This is a genomic window from Cognaticolwellia mytili (genome assembly GCF_002104475.1).
Lineage (GTDB): Bacteria > Pseudomonadota > Gammaproteobacteria > Enterobacterales > Alteromonadaceae > Cognaticolwellia > Cognaticolwellia mytili.
On sequence record NZ_NBOF01000003.1, the window covers coordinates 820,160 to 839,626 of the forward strand.

The window sequence follows — 19,467 nt, forward strand, 5'->3', positions numbered from 1 at the left end:
GTTAATTTTCTGCATTATTCATAAATAATGTGTAATAAGTGATATCAATTAATATTGAATTCAATGATAATTTATTTGAAATTAGGCGTTTGCTATAAGGAAAGTAAATGGCAGAAAAGAAACTCCAGCACTTTTACATCGCCGAAGAACAATCGATTTACCTGCTTAACCATGAAGATGCTACTAAGTTAAAGCAATGGGTTGAACTTTGTCAGCAACAACTTGGCTTGTTGGGTTATCAAAATATTTCGTTAATCGGTAAAGGTGCGTACGGCTTTGTATTTGGTGGTGAAGACGAGCATGGACAATCACAGGTTTTTAAATTCTCTCGAATCAACTTACCACAACATGTACAAGATCGTTTAGCCGAAGAAGCTGAAATTCAAGCGCAGTTAGCGCATAGTCGCATTCCTCAGATCATTGAATACTATAAAATCAAACGCCAATCCATTGTTCATATGCAAAGAGCCCCAGGCATTGATCTTGAGCAGCTATCACATAAGCGTGGCCCTTTACCTGCTGAATTGGTTATAAAAATAGCCTTACAACTTGCTGATATATTGAGCTATTTACGTGATGTTAGTCAGCATACTAAAGGCAAGCCATATGTGCATGGTGATATTAAACCTTCGAATGTGGTTTTTGATCCTGAAACTGAAAAAGTATATTTGGTTGATTGGGGCTCTGCCGTTACTGCACAACTTGATGTCCAAGGACAAACAACGGCAAATAACATCATGGATTTGATGAGCAGTGATTTACAAAACAGCAATGCGCGTTTGGGTGATGTTTATTTTATTGGCCCTGAGCAAATTAATGGTGAGATGTCATCGCCTCGCTTTGATGAGCAAGGGCTAGCGGCGACATTATACGCTATCGCATCAGGGCAATCTTGTCGCTATGGTAGTGCGGTGATCACACCTTCATCTTTAGGTTTACCTAAGTTGTTAGCGCAAGTGTTAGAAGGGATGTTGAGTAGTGATAGAACGATGCGTAATAAAGCTGGCGACTATTTTTTTAAACACCTTCACTTACTTAAAAATATGGTATTGGCTGATCCGCCATTAGCGATTAACATTGTACCTTTAGTACCGGTGTGGTGCAAAAATTATAATAAAGACATTGATACGGTTGTGTATGGTTCACGTAAATCTTTTTTAAGAGAATCGTCTGGTAAAGAACAGTTAGATGATATTGATGATGTGCAATTAGAAAAATATTACAAAAACTACCTGATGGGCATGGGTGATACGGAAAAAGCATTTGTTGCGGCGGTAAGCCGTTTAGCGAACTTTCCTGTCGTGGGTGGCTTGGCGGTGCGTTGGGAAAAAGACGGGGTTTATATTGATTCAAACTTGTCGCTATTTGATCCCAAATTAAAGGCGTCATTTCAAAGTGCAGTGAATAACATGGTGCGACTTGCTCAAGGTATATTTAGAGTTGGTGTATTTAAAAGTTGTTTGTTTGACGCGCGTAATACTTTGCACGTAGAACGAGAAAGCGATGCTATACCATTTCAAGCTAGCCCAGAACAGGTAATAAAATATGATGTCAGTGATGTTGCTGATATAGATGATGTAACTCGTTTACATTCTTATTTTGAAGATGGAAAAGATCCTGATGAATACCTATATTTGCCAGACGAAATTATGGTGGTATTGGCAAGAATGAATCAGATTCATCATACCGGTTGTATCATTTTTGAAGTATTACCTAAGCATTTGAAAATTCATAGTTACCTTATGTTACTAAATCACGATAAAGAAGCAGAGTTTAAACAATGTTTGGTGGAAATATTACAGTTATTACCGACAATAACGGGCTTTGGCATTTCAGGTTTTATGAAGCTACCTTATAAAGACACACGATTTTTTGAACATATAAATGTACTACCTGATAAGTTTTATCCAAGAAATCCCAAAAATTCAAAAATATAAATGGAGATAACTAATGAGCGACAACAAAATTGGCACAATGGCATGGCTTGATTTGTCTGTAGACAACGCTGAAAGCGTTAAGTCTTTCTATGAAGATGTAATTGGCTGGAAAAGTGAAAATGTATCGATGGGCGATTATGATGATTACGTCATGCTTGAGCCTATTAATGGCGAGGCGGTAAGTGGCATTTGTCATGCTCAGGGTGTAAATAAGAATTTACCGCCTATGTGGTTACCGTATTTCTTAGTTGCAGATATTGAAGCGTCAATTGTCGCTGTTAAGGCTAATGGCGGCGTGTTAATAACCGAAATAAAATCTATGGGTAGTGACAAGTATGCGGTAATTAAAGATCCCGCTGCTGCGGTTTGTGCTATTTATCAAAAAGTACTTTGAGTGTTTATTGTGACATTGACCTTGCTATAATAATTGTTTAACTACCCAGGTTATATACTCATTTGGATATAAAACCCTCATTATCTCTAGCCTAGCTAAATGTATGATTGATATTTTAGCTTTATAATAGATTATTATTTTTAATAAAACGAGTGAGGAATTATTGTGGTAGTGAGCAGGTATTATTTTAGAAGCTTTTTAACTTCTACTTGAATATGGCTAATTAGCCAATCTGTTAGAAAATAAAGTAATTCTTTAAAAATGATTTTAACGCTTTCCAATGCAATGATCCGATCTAATTCTTCAGTAAAGTGTTTATGCTGTAGGTGATGAAGTAAAAAATATGCTTCTTCTGCTTGAAAGTGCAGCTTAATGTAATCATAAAGCTATTTTAAACAGTGTTGAGATAATGCAGGTTGCTTTGTTATTATCAATGTTACAAGCAAAGTCATTGATATAATTAATTAATCTTTTTATATTGAGAATCAATGTTCTTTATTCCATGTTCACAGTTCCAAGCTCACAAGTTACTTATCCCAAACTACTAAATAATTTTTTGATATAACCTTACTAGTTCATTAGCACACGTGGTTCATAATTTAGCGCTACTCTATCAGTTTAATATTTTCTATATTTGATGTGGCTACCATTTTTGCAAATTCATCAGCCAAAATATCGGACTCTTTTAATACGGTTTGCCAATATTTTATCCGTGTTGCTGCGTCTAAATTAGTAAAATCTTTCCTATCGGGAATTTTTCCAAATGGTAAACGAGCAATAAATTCTTTAGATGGTACTAACATCACAGTATTTTGGTAATGCTTCACACTCACTTTTCGTGCTAAATTTTTATCAAACCAACCCGCTTTAGGCGTTGGAGAGAAGTGTGGGTAAAGTGTTAAACCAGCATTTGGCGATATACCAACGTCAAAATGGTAATCAATAATTCCGCCATCGCGATACATGCCTTTAGGGGAGCCAGTTATATCTCTAATACCCTTCATTACTATCGGTATAGAGCCTGAGGCTAGTAGAGCTAAAGATAAATTTTTCTGGTTAAGTGCTTGATATTGGCTATTGAAATTAAAGTCATCCTTGATGGTCAATTGGCTTGTTGGGTGATGATAAACAAAGCGTTGATATTGTTTAGCCAGCAAACCTCGGTTAACTTGATTCAACGCCATGCTGGAAATTAGACCAAATAATAGCGGTAACTTGTGCTCAAAAGCCGTTAAACCATGGCATTTAGCGACAATAAAGTGTGCTTTAAATACTTTATTGTTAATTATTTCTTCACAGCCGTTATCACCTAATACTTCATCGAGTAAAGCAACGGCTTTCTCGGTAATTTCTTTTGCGTTAGCAGTTGAAGAATAGGTTGTTTGTGAGTACAAAGTAGCTAGACGGGTGATAGCGGCAACAGGGTTTTGCTGGCTAAGGGCGGCAAATCGAAATGCGCCGGCAGAAGAACCGATTAAATTTAATTCAGCTGTCCGGTCTTTAAAATACTCACCAAATAAATATTTGTCTAAACCAAATAATGAAAACCACTTAGGTCCACCACTTGCGCCTAGCATAGTGGTAAAGAGTTCTTGTTTGAAACCTTGTTCTTGGATGGTTTTTAAGGCGTTTTCGCCGGCATAAATTTCTAGCATAATTTAAATATTGTTCTTCAATTTTATAAGCAAGGTCTTGGCATTGTTGATTGCATTTTTATTTGCGAAGTAACGATCAACTAGCAAAAGCAATTGTTCCTCGTTTTTTAATACACTCGCTAACGTTTTTATCATAAATTTATAATCAGTTTTCTCTGTCTCAACGGTGAGCATTTTATTGAGCCATAGCCACATTTTTTCTTCACCGATTTCTTGTTCTAAAGCTAACCAAATGATGGGGGCATAAGTGTAGACATATAGCTCTCTATCGTCATAATCTGCACTTTTTTCGATATTTTTAAATGCCGTTATTTTTATATTCTTTAACTTACTAAGCTTTCTATTTATATTTCCTAAGTATTTATTATCACCTAGCAAATTTTTTGTTAATTTTAGTGAAAGGTACTCTGCTAATGATTCTGTAAACATGTCACCAAGTTCAGAGTTAAATTTTTTGTAAGTACCAAAATAATAATGCGCTAATTCATGAGCAATAAAAGGCTTGAACCAATTTGAATCAGTTTCTTCAACTAAATTACTTAAGCCACCATCATTATGATTCATTAACACTATGGATGGGTAGGCAACAAAAAGCCATGAATCATACTTTGATATAGGTGCTGTATGGATATAAACAACACTTTCACCATACGGAATGGATAACTTATCTTGGTAATATCGTTCAAAAGTAGCTGTCATTTTTCCTAGTTCTGACATTTGCTGTGTTGATAAATCTGAATTTAAATAATAGCTATTTTCGTGCTTACCAATGTTGTAATCACCGGCAAATAAAGTCAGAGATGTTGGCTTTTCTCTTTTAAATACTCCGTGAGTTGATGAAATTGGTTTACTGCCATTAACATAAATTGACTTACAATCTAGGCAAACCACTTCAATATTATAAGTAACTTCGTCATATCGTTTATCTTGCTCAATATCATATAAAATTGGATACCAGGCGGTTTGAAAGCCATCTGTACGAATAGTTTTACCATTAAAGGCAATATTACCTTTCCAATCACCACGGTCACTTGCTTTGCTTATATCAGTAATAACAGGAAATTTTCCCGTATATTTGAATTGTATGATCTCTGGTAAAAATTTATTTTTAGTTGCATCGTTTCGAAAAAAGTATCCAAAACTTTCTTCCGAATATTGAGTGTTATAATCTTTTTCATAAGTGTAATTGTAACCCTCTTTTTCATTTCTAAAACTTTGAATGTTAAAACCAGCATTTAGATGTATTAGATAGTTATTTAATTTTGGAATATTCTTAAGCTGAAAGTTTGCATCAATAGTGCCGCTTTTTATTGATATTTCAATGGTGCCTGAAAGCTCTATAGGTAATTCAAATGATAATGTGAATGTTGAAAAAAGTAAGGCGAGGACTATTAGTATTGTTTTCATATGATTTCCCTATTAAACAGTCGATTGTTTTACAAGAATTATAAGGACGCATGATTTTTTGTCTACATTATTGTTTTAATTGTGATTTGTTCTATCGGGGCTATATGTTTTAAATACCTATATTTAGCTTTAAAAAGGAAAATATTTAGCACGGTAGAAAACGCAATTCGAATTGTTTATAAAGATATTGAAATGAAGGTATTGATTTTCTAAGTTACTACCAATGACTCTAACTATAAAATAAAAAACGCATTAAATACTCCACTTGATTCAATATAGCTTCTATCTAATGCGTTTAGTGGCCTAAGTCTTTATCTAGAATTGGTACGTTAAATTAACACTTGCCTTAGTTGGTGCACCGTAAAAGCCAATGTTTTTTAAGCTTGTGATATATTTTTCATCGGTAATATTATCAATATTCGCTTGTATCTCGAGATCCTCTGAAACATTCCAGCGAGCAAAAGCATTAACTAGGAAATATGAATCTTGTTTAACTGTTGCGGCAGTATTTTCAGTTTTTGACTGCCACTTGCCACCCAATCCCATTGTTAACTCGGGTAATTGTGGCAAGCCGTAGTCGAATGAAAACTTAACAAGATTTTCTGGCTCCCATGAACTTGCACTTTTGCCTAATTCATCTTCTATATTTAGGTTGGTATAAGAAAAGTTAACGTTTAGGTTATCAGATAAGTGGCCTACAAGTTCTAATTCGAAGCCACTAGATTCTGTTGTCGTGCCTTTGTAATAATACTTCCCTGAAGCATTAATACCAGCGAAAACGGCTATGTTGTCTTGCTCTGCACGAAAGAGGGCAAAGGTAGCAAGTAGGTTATCGTCGAACCATTGGGTTTTTACACCAATCTCGTAATTCACCCCTTTGCTAGGCGCTAAGAAGCGGCCTTCGTAGTCATATTGTTCTTGTGGTTGATAAATATCTGAATAACTAACATAAGCATTGATGTCATCGCTAATAGCATAAGTTGCGGCAAGGTAAGGGCTAATTTCGCTTTCATCATTATCAACATCGCCACCAGAATTATAGCCTTTACGACTGTAGTTAATGGCATTAAAACCAGCGATAACGAATAAGCTATCCATGATATTTAACTTAGTTGAACCAAATGCGCGCGTTAGTGTTACATCAAGTTCAGAATATTTAGTTTTATTAAGCCAATCAGGTTCAGAAATGGCATCCGAAGAATATGGAAAAGCCGGAGGAAATGTTACCGTAGAACCGCTATAGTCAAAGTAAGGATCATTAGCAATGGCAGAGTTGATAAAGGAAGTTGCAGTGCTTTTAGATGTGCTAGTACCAAACATTAACTCATGGTCTCGGCCAAATAAGGAGTACTGGCCCATTGCAGTTAGATCAAATAAGTTTGCGCTAAATTCTGAGTCGTATCGTCCTGGTAAGCCAACTAAACCCATATTGTTTTCACTGTTGAAGCTGCCAAGAGCATCATAGACATAAAATAGCTTACTTTGATCTTCAGAGTCTTGTCTATTGTAGGTTACTTTTACTTCCCAATCATTATCGAAGGTGTAAGCATATTCAACGAATGCGTTTACATTACGAGTATCCCACATAGTCCAGTCCTGAGTCGGGCTGCTACTGACGTCAAAATCAGCTTGGGTACCATCGGCGTAGGCCAGAGGTAGCCCGCCCCACATAACCCCATCACTATTGGCATCTTGGTATGATGCACCCAAGGCGAGTGTTGAGTTGTCTGTTAGCTGACCATCAACGACAACAGAAAGGTATGTTCGATCATTTTCTAAGGCATCAAGGTATGAACCTGAGTCTTGTATTACAGCAACAGCACGTGCCGCCCAGCTGCCATTGTCAGTTAACAGCATTGAGTAATCGGCTTGCAAACGTTTCAGGTCATATGAACCCAATGTTAGGCCAATTTCACCTTTATTTTCGTTGGTTGGGCGTTTGCGGACATAATTAATGGTACCAGCAGCATTACCAACGCCAGTTAGTTGACCATTCGCGCCGCGAATGACCTCTATCTCTTCATAGCCATAACTTTCCATCGCACCAGTAACAAGGCCCCAACCATTAGGTAGTCCAATACCGTCAATTTGAGTACTTTTAATATCAAAGCCACGTGAAGTATATCTGGTGCGATTTGTTTCACCTTGCTCTACCGTAATACCTGTCGCCATTTGTAATGCGTCATCAATACTATTAGTGGCAAAATTCTTAATTTGATCTGAGCTTATGACACTGATCGATTGTGGTGTTTCATTAAGTTCAATGGTTAAGCCTGTAGCTCCTTGGCTAACTCGGTCTTGGCGTACGCCTACTATGAGTATTTTTTCGATATTTTCATTATCAATTTTAATACTTTTTTCAGGCTGTGCTGTTTGTGCATAAGCTGGTAATCCCATAGCCAAAACTAATGAAGAAAGTACAAAAGTGCGTTTAAGTTTCATGTTTACCCTTGATTTGTTTTATTAGGTTTTTCTAAATTTTTTCGCTATTATATACCTAGGTACTAGTAATGCAAATGATAGTTGTTATCATTTGCGTTGACTTTTGTCAGTATCATTATGCTCTCTTAATCGATGTTTATATTTTATTAATTCGGAAAATTTATGGCAAAACTGAGTAATCGTTTCTGGTTCCAACTGCACGGTTGGTTTTCACTCCCCATTTGGATGTTATTTTGTTTTGTCTGCCTTACTGGCACCATTGCTGTTGTTAGTCAGGAGCTGACTTGGCTTACTAATATTAATTCGCGGGCGAGTAATCCAGAAAATACCGAAATGAAGACAGCGCCAGAGTTAATTTCGATTGTTCAGGCTGCCTATCCTACGGCTAAAATAACAACGGTAGTGACTTTTGAACCTTACCTTATCCATGCTGTTATTTTCACTGATAAAGATAAGCCTCAAGCCATTGCTTATGTTAATCAATACACAGGTAAGATACAGGAAGTTAATCAGGGTATTACCTTTAATGGTTTTATGCGTTCATTGCATGGTTGGTTGCTGTTCCCGTGGGAGAGTAACTACAGTATTGGCTATTATATTGTCTGTGCCATGGCCATTGTAATGCTGGGGGCCTTGATCACAGGTTTAGTTATTTATAAAAATTTTTGGCAAGCTTTTACTCGACCTAAACTTAGAGTAAATCAAGGAAAAAAAACACTCCTTACTGATTTACATCGCTTGGCAGGTGTTTGGTCCCTTTGGTTTTTAATTTTGATGAGCATCACGGGGTTATGGTATTTACTTCAAGCTATTCTGTGGCATGCAGATTATGACATTGAGCCACATGCGCCTATTGCGACCGTAGAGCAACTTCCACCAACTCATCAAGCCGCTGTAGCAGAAAAAATCACATTAGCTAGTGCGTTAGAGATAGCTAATATAAGATTTCCTGACTTTAAAGGCACCTATCTAATGTTGCCTGAGCATAATCGCGACACCTATAAATTATATGGTAGTGGAGATTTTGTTTTTTACGATAAATACTCCTATGGTGTCATTGTCAACCCTTGGACTGGCGACATTGTTGCTGAAAGAACACCCGATAAAATGACTGCATTACAAACCTTATCTCATATTGCAGACCCTCTTCATTATGGAACCATTGGCGGTATTTGGACTAAAATTATTTGGTTTGTTTTTGGTGTTTTTTTAACGGGTATGTCAATTACTGGTTTTTTAATTTGGGGCAGTCGCACAGTAAAAGCGAGTAGAGATATTCAAACGAAAGCAAAAACCGTGGAAGCAGTTGAATCGCTTAGCGAGAAAGAAATATTAATTCAACGGAGTGTAGAATAATGGCAAGAATTAATAATAACTTATGGAATAGATATCGGTATAAAATCAATGGATTTCTACTTATTTTACCTTGTTACTTTTTTTATCAATCATTATTTCCTGAGTTTCCTAATGCATGGGAGACCAAAAGTATCGGTGAATTTAGTGTGACACCTACACCATATAACCTTAAGCCACCTTACTTGCATCATGGCAGTTATAGTAAAGACTTTATGCTCATGTTTAATAAAGGTGACATTGATGACATTCGCCAGGCTTATTTAAACATAGGTAAAGAAGCACTGCCTTTAACAGTATTGCAAGTAAGTGATAAAGGTATATTACATGGTAGCGTGCACGGACAAGAAGTGCATGCCATTAGTGCCAATGTTTTGAAGCCGAGTGATAAAATTTGGCTTACCATTGAAAATTGGAAAGGGCAGCAATTTATCACTAGTTGGTCGCTGCCAAAAGAGCTGTTAAATTGATCTTATCGGCGGTATAGCTGAATTTTCTTACGATTAATAATCGTGTTTTCCAAAATCTGCTTGGCCTATAGGTAAAAATAAGGTTTGGTACAATCTTGTAGCGTACTCGTCTGTCATACCTGCAACATAGTCGGCAATGATACGATATGAATTTTGTCCTTTTTGTTCTGCTTGTTGCCACCGGATAACCGTATTTTTAGGTAATAATCGTTCAGGATCCGACGCCAAAGCTTCAAATAATTCCATGACTATTTGTTGACCACGGTACTCAATTTGCTGAAGTGATGTTTGTTTTATAACGTATTGGTAAACAAAGTCCTTAAATATTTGTAATGTTTTGGCGGCAATAGTGGGATGCACGGCATTCATTTTAAGTAGCGGCTCTTGAAAGTTGGTTGCTTTTATTTCGTTAACATTGATTAACTCTACCGCGGTGATTAAATAATTTACTAAGCCTCCAATAGCTTCCTTTTGGATGAAACGTTGATTAGCAAAAAGTTTATCGGCTAACGTTGTGCTGTAGGATTGCATCCATTGATTATTAAGTTTCTTCAATCTATCAATTACTTGGCGAATAAAGTCTTCTTTTGATACTACGCCTGTGACAATGGCGTCTTCCAAATCATGGATTCCATAGGCAATGTCATCAGCTAACTCCATAATTGAGCAATCTAATGATTTATAGATAGTTTTTTGATGACCTTTAGTTTTGATAAGTGTTTTTTGGAATTCTGTTTTGTCGCTTGTAGATAGAGGTGAAAGTACCCAATCTATCATCTCGATATCATCTTGATACAAACCTTTTGGGGGATGCCAATGATCAGCTTTTAATTCTCTATTCGATTTAGGCTGCTTCGGTGAAGGTGTACACTGTAATTTATCTAACACTTGTGGGTACTTTATTAGCCCCAGTAGTGTTCGACGGGTTAAATTCATGCCAAAATTTTCACTAAATGGCTCTAGGTGAGCAACAATACGAAAGGTTTGTCCGTTCCCTTCAAAGCCACCGTGATCGCGCATCATATAATGTAAGGCAACTTCGCCACCATGGCCGAAGGGCGGGTGGCCAATATCGTGCGCTAAACACAGTGATTCAATTAAGCTGTCATCAGCAGGGAATAGCTCAGCACTTTCTTGAGGGTACTTATTACGAATTTGTGCAATAATTCCTGAGCCAATTTGCGCTGCTTCTAGAGAATGAGTAAGGCGTGTACGATAAAAATCACTTTGGCCACTACCCATTACCTGTGTTTTTGATTGTAAACGACGAAAGGCTGCAGAGTGCAATATTCTAGCGCGGTCTCGCTGAAATGGGCTACGATGGTCTTGATGTCTTTTGGCAACTCGCTCTAATCGTCTTGCTAACCAAGGATTATCCATGATACCTCTATTTTTAATATGTTTTAACAATATTGCTACATATAGTTTATTATTGTTTACAGGGGGACTTGAGCATCAATATTAAGTTATTTGTATTTTTATTCTGATATAAGTACATTACCCAATTTTCTCAGGTAAGCGCAATAGTCAGTGCGTTTAATTACGACTAAAGTGGCGCGAAAATGGATCAATATATTGAAGACAGTACTTTTTAGCACATTTCGTTTTTTATTCTTAGCTCTCCTGGCTCCTTCAGTTAGCGCTACTTCGATTAGCGAAGAGTTGACTGAGTCTAGTCAAAAGATGGGTAGTGCTAATCATGCTTTACACAGTATTGATATGGTTGCTGGCTTACCTAAACCACCGTTTATTATTGAAGAGAATGGTGCAGGGTTACAGTTGGATCTTATCCGAGAAGCTTTTATCAGTGTTAATCACCAAGTGAACTATACTCATCTACCTTTAGGCAGAAACATTAGTGGCTTTAAACGTTTTAATGCAGAAGGCATTGCGATATTACCATCTGATTATCAACATCCAAGCATATTCCTATCTAAGCCTTATATTACTTACCAAAACGTCGCAGTAAGCTTAACTGATGATGACTTGTCTATTAAAACAATTGCCGAGCTATCGGGGAAAAGTGTTATTGCTTTTCAAAATGCTAAAAAGTTTTTGGGTGATGAGTATAATACTAGCATTAGCCTATCGACAGATTACCGTGAAATAGCGGATCAAATGCAGCAAATAGAGATGTTATTCTCACGTCGTACTGAAGTGATTATTCTTGATGTCAGTATTTTTAAATTTTTTGTTAAATCACATGTTGGTGGACGATATAGTCAAGGCTATACCATTCACCCTATATTTGCTGAGCGTGGATATGCCGCAGGTTTTAATACCAAGCAACATAGAGATATGTTTGATCATGGAATTACTTTGATTAAAGAGCAAGGTGTTTATCAACTGGTGTTAGACCGCTATCTACAATAATGAATGATAACGGTCTTATATAGCTGTGAGTGTTGCTGAAGGTTATTTATTGGCTATAAATATTGCACGCTTGGGTGCTGGGTAACCTTCAATAGTTTTACTTGCATCATTTGGATCGAGAAAGTCTTGTAGTGACTCGGTATCTATCCAGTCAGTTTTTCGCTGTTCATCGAGTGCGGTAATATCGGTATTTACTACGCGAATATTTTTAAAACCACAGCGCTCTAGCCAAGCACACATTGCATCGCAGCTAGGCAAGAACCATACATTACGCATTTTAGCATAGCGCTCACCAGGGACTAAGACGGTATTTTCATCACCATCAACTACTAAGGTTTCAAGTACTAATTCGCCGCCAGCAGCGAGTTGAGATTTCAGTTGGTAAATAAAATCGATAGGTGAACGACGGTGATATAAAACGCCCATCGCAAAAACTGTGTCAAAAGCATTCAGCTCAGGAAGTTGCTCTACCCCCAAAGGCAGTAAATTAACGTTATCGTCTTGAACAAAGTGTTGTATAGCTTGAAATTGTGTTAAAAATAATTGTGTTGGATCAATTCCAACAACAAACTTAGCTCCTGCACCACGCATACGCCATAAGTGATAGCCGCTGCCACAGCCAATATCTAAAACATAACGATTACTTAAATCACTAATATGTGGTGCTAAACGGTCCCATTTAAAGTCTGAACGCCATTCGGTATCAACATGTAAGCCGTGAATATGATAAGGGCCTTTGCGCCAAGGCTTAAACTTTTTTAGCAAATTTTCAATACGCTTGTATTCACCGTCGTGAATATCGCTACGTTCACCTGCACGAACGGTAGTACTGGTATCAACGCTTGAGGGCGATGTTTTAGGTAATGCAGCGATAGTTTTTTGCCACTGAGCAAACTCACCGTGTAAGTGATGCGCTTGCCACTCGGTTAACTGTGCAGGTAAGGTATTAAGCCAATGGTTTAAACGGTTACCCGCTATTTTTTGGTAAAATATATTAAATGAAATCATAAAAAATAAAGTCTATTATTTAATGGCAATAAGAGAAAAAAAGTTAAAACACTGAAACCATGGTGCATTATGGCTAAGTCCAGCCTGTTTTAAACGACTTAAGTGGGTATCTAAGGTGTCAGTGCGCATGACATTTTCTAATGCGGTACGTTTCTGCGCTATTTCAAGTTCGCTATAACCGTTAGCGCGCTTAAAGTCGTGGTGTAAGTCAATAAGTAGTTCGTTACAGACTTGATCACCATGAGCTATTTTTTCAGATAGTAACAATAAGCCACCAGGCTTGAGACCTTTGGCTACCTTTGTCAATAGTTGCTGGCGTTGTTCAGGAGCAATAAATTGTAAAGTGAAGTTGAGCACTACCATCGAGGCATTTTTAATTTCAATATCTAGAATATTACCTTCAACTATTTCGACTGGCGTATCACCTCTAAAAGCATTTACATGCATTTTACAGCGTTCAACCATAGCACTTGAACTATCTATTCCTATTATTTTGCAATTTTTCGCTGTTATCGCTTTACGCATTGCCAATGTGGCGGCGCCGAGTGAACAACCTAGATCATAAACTTGGCTATTATCGCTAACAAAGCGCTGGCTAAGTCGACCGATAGTATCGATAATAGTATTATAACCGGGCACTGAGCGGCTAATCATATCAGGAAATACTTCAACGACATGTGCGTCAAAGGCAAAGTCTTTGATTTTACTTTGCTTATTAGAGAAAATTAAATCGGTATCTGATTCTTGCATGGTGTCGAAACTATATTAATATTTAGATTAATGTTGTATTTTACCTGATATTTTCAGTGATAAATACGTAAAACCAAGTTAGCAGGGAAATTATGTGCGTTATTATTTACGTCATACTTTTTAAGTTTTCCCAAATGATATTTTAATTAGAAAATAACCATGAGTAGATAATTTGCTTTTTCGAACTTTATTACAATGCTTCATCGTACTAGTGCTCAGTAGTGCCTTACTTGTTGGCCAAGTTTTAGCGCAAGAGGTTAAAACTTCCTATCGTATCGCTATTAATAAAACCTCGTACCCTTATCATTTTCTTGATGAAGAGCTTAAACCTCAAGGTTTGATGGTTGATATCTGGAATTTATGGGCAGAAAAACAAAATGTTGATGTTACGTTTGTGCCGTTAAATTGGCAACAGACTATTACACAGGTTAAAAGTGCGTCGGTTGATATTCATGCTGGTTTATCGAAAAATGCTAACCGAGAACAAATATTAGGTTTTAGTCAGAAATTTTTTACTCAAAAGAAACACTTCTTTTTGCATCGCTCTATAGCACATATTCGTGATATTGAGCAGTTAACGCCTTATAGCATTGGGGTTGTTGCAGGCTCTAGTCATGAAACCACCCTTAAAACAGAACATCCAAATTTGACTGTGCGTTTATTCACCGATAGGCACGCTTTATATAATGCGGCGATTAAAAATGAAGTATTAGTTATTGCTGGGATCGAAAAATTATCCAAAAATTTTAACAGTTACGCTTTATTGAGTCAGAACTTCCCAGCCTTTGCGCGCATTGCTTATCATAGCAATGATTACTGCATTGCTGTTGCAAAAGAAGATGAAAATTTGCTTGAGTTTGTGCAACAAGGTATTGATAGAATTACCGTTGAAGAAAAATCTGCCATAGAACGAAAGTGGTTGGGCATGGATAAATCTGATAACACCATAACCTTGTCATACTCAGGTGAACAAGCACCATTTTCTGATACTTCAGTAACGGGTCGCGCGCAGGGGTTCTTTATTGATTTGTGGCGCTTGTGGGCTGAATCTAATGGCCTCGAAGTGGAGTTTATGTTAGACCAATCAACTGAACTGAATCAGTTAACTCAGGAATTTGCTGACATTCATCTTGATAACATTTTAGCCTTTAATGATAGTCCCAATTTATTGCTTGGCCCGATTATTTATAGTGTTGATTATAATCTATTTTTGGCCAACGATATTGAACATATTAACCATATTTCACAGTTGAGTAATAAAACAGTTGGCGTACTGTCAAATGCTAAATTTATTACTGATATTCAAGATAATGTTAACAAAGCTGAAATTATTATATTTTCTAACTACAAGGCATTGTTTAAAGCAGCTGAGCGTGGTGAACTCGATATCATCGCCGGCCAAAGAGATTTAGTTGAAAATTTGTTAGTAAAAAGTAATCTGCAATCGTCATTTTCACGCTTTAACGCATACAAATTTACCCGTCCTATTCATGCACTGTTAAATCAATCGCAACCAGAGTTGGCACAATTAATAAAAGAAGGCTTTGGTGAAATGCCGTTAGAAGGCTTAGTTGCGCTAGAGAAAAAATGGAATTTCGACCAGTCATCAGGCTTTTATAAGCGACAATTGGCGATGCTTAAGTTAACTGAAGCTGAATCTTTATGGTTAAAAGATCATAGCACGATTAAGTTTGGTGTTACGACGAATTGGCTGCCAATAGAGTTTGTGGATAAGTATGGTGATTTTAAAGGGATAAACTTAGACATTTTTGAACTTGTTGCTCAACGTTTAAATGTTAATGTTGAATATAGTGCCTATAAGAACTTTGGTGAGCTCTATCAAGCACTATTAGATGGAGATGTTGATGCTATAGGCAGCGTGATGGAGACCGAAGTACGTAAGAAACAGGTTTTATTTACCGACTCCTACTGGAGTATGCCCTGGGTAATCGTTCATCCTAGAGAGTTAGGAAGTCAGCTGAGCTTAGAAAACTTTAAAGGCAAGTCTTTGGCCATTGCCAAAGGATTTTATTTAGTGTCTGTGATCAGAAAAGAGTTCCCTACGATCACCTTAAAATTAGTTGATGACAATGAAGAAGGTTTATTGGCCGTTCAAAAAGGCATCGTAGACGGCTTCATTGATAATTTATCTTCAGGTACAAAGCTACTCAGACGTGAAAGCATGATCAGTTTAGGCATGTCGGTATTAGATGAAGTGGATAAAAATGGTAATCATATTGCGATTAACAAAGAGTTGCCAATATTAGCCAGCGTATTGAAAAAAGCTGTGTTAACTATTAGCGATGTTGAAAGCCAGCAGATTTATGAAAAGTGGTTTGATATTAACATCGAAACGGGACTAAATAAGAGTGTCGTGATGCGGGTTGCCGCTCAAATTGGTGTGCTGATTGTTATTATCATTATCATTATCATGGTTTGGAATCGACGTCTATATCGTGAGATTAAAAACCGTAAACGTCTTGAGGAACAAATGAAATATATGGCGACTCATGATGAGTTGACAGGATTAGCGAACCGAATTTTACTGAAAGATCGTCTTAACAACGCAATTAGGTTTCATCAACGTCAGCAATTATCAATAGCGGTTTTATTTATTGATCTTGATGGCTTTAAAAATATTAATGATAATTATGGTCATGATGTTGGTGATGAATTACTAATTGAAGTGGCTTCACGGTTAGAAGGTTGTGTGCGAGATTCAGATACTGTTGTGCGTTTTGGTGGTGATGAGTTTGTACTTTTGCTAACTGGTTTGCATCATCAAGATGAAGCTGCTTATGTCGCTGCCAAAGTATTAAAACTCATTCAACAACCTATTGAATTATCCTCAGCTGTTACCGCTACCATAGGCTGTAGCATTGGCATTGCAATGTACCCTGAAGACGGTGAGTCAGACAATGACTTACTGAAAGTTGCCGACTCGCTAATGTATAAGGTCAAAGCCTCGGGGAAAAATAACTATATCTTTAACCATCAAAAAAGTTAGGCCATTTAATTACTAATAGAATGTCGGGTGACTTTGCCTGATATTGCTTTATAATGTCGGCAATTTTTTATCATAACGAGCTATAGAAATACGCTATTTTAACCGCGATTTCTGTCGTCAAATTGAACTTCAAGGTAAATACATGCGCGATCTTTATTGTGGTGAGGTGAATGAATCTCACATTGGTCAAGAAATAACTTTATGTGGTTGGGTAAACAAACGTCGTGATTTAGGCGCTGTTATATTTTTAGATTTACGCGATCGTGAAGGTCTTGTACAAGTTGTTTACGACCCTGATTTACAAGAAGTATTGAAAAAAGCGAATACTTTACGCAATGAATTTTGTGTACAAATTAAAGGTAAAGTAAGAGCACGCCCTGAAGGCCAAGTAAATAAAGATATGGCAACTGGTGGTATTGAAGTATTGGGCTTAGAGCTAACTATTTTAAATAAGTCGGCGCCATTACCACTAGACCCAAATCAAAATAATTCAGAAGAACAACGCTTGAAATATCGTTATCTTGACTTACGCCGTCCGGAAATGACTGAGCGTATGCGTTTTCGTGCGAAAGTAACTTCGGCAGTACGTGCATCACTTGAATCACAAGACTTTTTAGATATTGAAACGCCAATTCTTACGGCAGCAACGCCTGAAGGTGCGCGTGATTACTTAGTACCGAGTCGTACACACAAAGGTCAATTCTTTGCATTGCCGCAATCACCACAATTGTTCAAGCAATTGCTAATGATGTCGGGTATGGAACGTTACTATCAAATCGTTAAATGTTTCCGTGATGAAGATTTACGTGCTGATAGACAACCAGAATTTACGCAAATTGATATTGAAACGTCATTCATGACCTCTGATCAGGTGATGGCTGTTACTGAAAAAATGATCCGTGAGTTATTCCAAAAATTACTTAATGTTGATTTAGGTGAATTCCCACGTATGCCTTACTCTGAGGCAATGACACGTTTTGGCTCTGATAAGCCTGATTTACGTAACCCACTTGAGATTGTTGACGTTGCTGACATTCTAAAAGATGTTGAGTTCAAAGTTTTCTCTGGCCCAGCCAATGATGAAAAGGGTCGCGTTGCTGTTATTTGTGTACCACAAGGCGCGGCTAAATTCTCTCGTAAAGGTATTGATGAACTGACTAAGTTTGTTGGTATTTATGGCGCGAAAGGTATGCCGTGGTTAAAAGTGAATGACCGTGACGCTGGCCTTGAAGGTTTACAGTCACCAATTCTGAAGTTCTTAACCGAAGATGCCGTTAACACATTATTAGATCGCGTTAATGCAAAAACTGGCGATATTATTTTCTTTGGCTCAGACACATACAATGTAGTAACTGAAGCATTAGGTGCATTACGTCTTAAAATTGGTGAAGACCTTGAGTTATTACAAGGCGAGTGGAAACCACTTTGGGTTGTAGACTTCCCTATGTTTGAAGAAGTTGATGGCGGCATGCATGCTATTCATCATCCATTTACGGCCCCAACTAATTTAACAGCAGAAGAATTAGAAGCAAACCCTGTTGGCGCATTATCTGATGCTTACGATATGGTATTAAACGGTTGTGAATTAGGCGGCGGTTCAGTTCGTATTCACAACCAAGATATGCAGTCGGCAGTATTTAGAATTCTAGGTATTAGTGATGAAGAAGCTCAAGAGAAATTTGGTTTCTTATTAGAAGCATTACAATATGGTGCGCCACCACATGCTGGTTTAGCTTTTGGTTTAGACCGTTTAGTGATGTTAATGACGGGGGCTAGTTCAATTCGTGATGTTATGGCATTCCCGAAAACAAACACAGCAGCTTGTCCATTAACTAATGCGCCAGGTACGCCGAACCCAGCACAACTTGTTGAGTTAGGTATTACCCGTATAGAAACAGAGCAAGACACTGACGAAGCAGCAGAATAATTTTCTGTTAAATGCTCGTTAATGTTGGCTAATAGCTAACATAAAGTAAAATTAAAACGCACGAATAATGCTAGATTGGCTTTATTGGTGCGTTTTTTTTCATTAGAATTATTTAACGCTTTTAAAGAGTAAATCATTAGTGAGCATTATTTTAGGCATAGATCCTGGGTCACGATTAACAGGCTACGGCGTTATTAAACAAAATGGTCGAAACTTTACGTACCTAGGCAGTGGCTGTATTAAAGCGATTGCTGCTGGCGATGACTTTAGTGCCAGGTTACAAACTATTTTTGCAGGTGTTAGTGAGTTAATAGTGCAGTTTCAACCAGATATGTTTGCGATAGAGCAAGTTTTTATGGGGGTAAATCCTGGTGGCGCGTTAAAACTAGGACAAGCAAGAGGGGCTGCTATTGTTGCCGCAACCAATACTGGCCTTAGTGTTGCGGAGTATTCTGCGCGACAAATCAAACAATCTGTTGTTGGTACTGGTGCAGCAGATAAAGCGCAAGTACAGCATATGGTGAAAACTATTTTACAGCTTCCCGGTACACCACAAGCCGATGCAGCTGATGCCTTAGCTGTTGCTTTATGTCACGCCCATAGTCATGACAGCATCACTAAATTGTCAGGCCAAGCAAGTAAAACTGTACGTGGGCGATTGCGTTAGACTTTGGTTTGATGTTATTTAACCTGATAAAACTTTACTGTATAAATATCTAGTGGTATGGTGGCGACATTATATTT

At 37.4% G+C, this 19,467-nt stretch carries 14 protein-coding genes; 8 read left to right on the plus strand and 6 right to left on the minus strand.

Translation table 11 applies throughout. The annotated features are described in order from the left end of the window. The first annotated feature begins 107 nt into the window (after positions 1-107). Positions 108-1,937: a protein kinase domain-containing protein gene (locus B7C41_RS13415; protein WP_085299408.1), complete on the plus strand. Its 1,830-nt coding sequence runs from the start codon at positions 108-110 to the stop codon at positions 1,935-1,937. A 13-nt stretch (positions 1,938-1,950) separates the two neighbouring features. Further along, positions 1,951-2,331 carry a VOC family protein gene (locus tag B7C41_RS13420; protein WP_085299409.1) on the plus strand — a complete coding sequence of 127 codons (381 nt, stop codon included), beginning with the start codon at positions 1,951-1,953 and terminating at the stop codon, positions 2,329-2,331. A 605-nt stretch (positions 2,332-2,936) separates the two neighbouring features. Here B7C41_RS13420 and B7C41_RS13425 read toward each other — a convergent pair. The 3 genes from B7C41_RS13425 to B7C41_RS13435 all read right to left on the minus strand — a co-directional run bounded on the left by B7C41_RS13425 (position 2,937) and on the right by B7C41_RS13435 (position 7,835). After that, positions 2,937-3,986 carry a patatin-like phospholipase family protein gene (locus tag B7C41_RS13425; protein WP_085299410.1) on the minus strand — a complete coding sequence of 350 codons (1,050 nt, stop codon included), beginning with the start codon at positions 3,984-3,986 and terminating at the stop codon, positions 2,937-2,939. Positions 3,987-3,989: 3 nt separating this feature from the next. After that, positions 3,990-5,393, minus strand: a complete 1,404-nt coding sequence (locus B7C41_RS13430) for a gluzincin family metallopeptidase (protein WP_085299411.1) — start codon at positions 5,391-5,393, stop codon at positions 3,990-3,992. Positions 5,394-5,708: 315 nt separating this feature from the next. Beyond that, positions 5,709-7,835 (minus strand): TonB-dependent siderophore receptor, encoded by a 2,127-nt coding sequence (locus B7C41_RS13435; RefSeq protein ID WP_085299412.1) that lies wholly within the window; start codon positions 7,833-7,835, stop codon positions 5,709-5,711. 162 nt (positions 7,836-7,997) lie between these two features. Here B7C41_RS13435 and B7C41_RS13440 point away from each other — a divergent pair, with 162 nt between their 5' ends. After that, positions 7,998-9,191, plus strand: coding sequence for a PepSY-associated TM helix domain-containing protein (locus B7C41_RS13440; RefSeq protein WP_085299413.1), 1,194 nt, complete (start codon positions 7,998-8,000; stop codon positions 9,189-9,191). Then, positions 9,191-9,658, plus strand: coding sequence for a hypothetical protein (locus B7C41_RS13445; RefSeq protein ID WP_085299414.1), 468 nt, complete (start codon positions 9,191-9,193; stop codon positions 9,656-9,658). Before B7C41_RS13440 ends, B7C41_RS13445 begins: the two co-directional genes overlap by 1 nt. Before the next feature lie 33 nt (positions 9,659-9,691). On the opposite strand, the gene B7C41_RS13450 is transcribed toward B7C41_RS13445, so the two are convergent. Continuing rightward, entirely contained in the window at positions 9,692-11,038 is a 1,347-nt protein-coding gene (locus tag B7C41_RS13450; protein ID WP_211279524.1) for an anti-phage deoxyguanosine triphosphatase, read from the minus strand. A gap of 195 nt (positions 11,039-11,233) precedes the next feature. On the opposite strand from B7C41_RS13450, the gene B7C41_RS13455 reads away from it, so the two are divergent. Beyond that, the gene (locus tag B7C41_RS13455) at positions 11,234-12,031 is read left to right on the plus strand and encodes a substrate-binding periplasmic protein (RefSeq protein WP_143764391.1); all 798 of its coding nucleotides are present in this window, start codon (positions 11,234-11,236) and stop codon (positions 12,029-12,031) included. A gap of 42 nt (positions 12,032-12,073) precedes the next feature. On the opposite strand, the gene cmoB is transcribed toward B7C41_RS13455, so the two are convergent. Together cmoB and cmoA are read right to left on the minus strand one after the other, a co-directional pair. Continuing rightward, the gene (gene cmoB, locus B7C41_RS13460) at positions 12,074-13,039 is read right to left on the minus strand and encodes a tRNA 5-methoxyuridine(34)/uridine 5-oxyacetic acid(34) synthase CmoB (RefSeq protein WP_085299416.1); all 966 of its coding nucleotides are present in this window, start codon (positions 13,037-13,039) and stop codon (positions 12,074-12,076) included. A gap of 15 nt (positions 13,040-13,054) precedes the next feature. Further along, complete coding sequence (gene cmoA / locus B7C41_RS13465; RefSeq protein ID WP_085299417.1) at positions 13,055-13,789, minus strand: carboxy-S-adenosyl-L-methionine synthase CmoA; 735 nt, start codon at positions 13,787-13,789, stop codon at positions 13,055-13,057. A 172-nt stretch (positions 13,790-13,961) separates the two neighbouring features. On the opposite strand from cmoA, the gene B7C41_RS13470 reads away from it, so the two are divergent. From B7C41_RS13470 to ruvC, 3 genes are all read left to right on the plus strand, one after another. Then, complete coding sequence (locus B7C41_RS13470) at positions 13,962-16,796, plus strand: transporter substrate-binding domain-containing protein (RefSeq protein ID WP_085299418.1); 2,835 nt, start codon at positions 13,962-13,964, stop codon at positions 16,794-16,796. 142 nt (positions 16,797-16,938) lie between these two features. Further along, positions 16,939-18,723, plus strand: coding sequence for an aspartate--tRNA ligase (gene aspS / locus B7C41_RS13475; RefSeq protein WP_085299419.1), 1,785 nt, complete (start codon positions 16,939-16,941; stop codon positions 18,721-18,723). Positions 18,724-18,862: 139 nt separating this feature from the next. After that, on the plus strand, positions 18,863-19,390 hold the full coding sequence (gene ruvC / locus B7C41_RS13480) for a crossover junction endodeoxyribonuclease RuvC (protein ID WP_085299420.1): 528 nt from the start codon (positions 18,863-18,865) through the stop codon (positions 19,388-19,390). Positions 19,391-19,467: the final 77 nt, after the last annotated feature.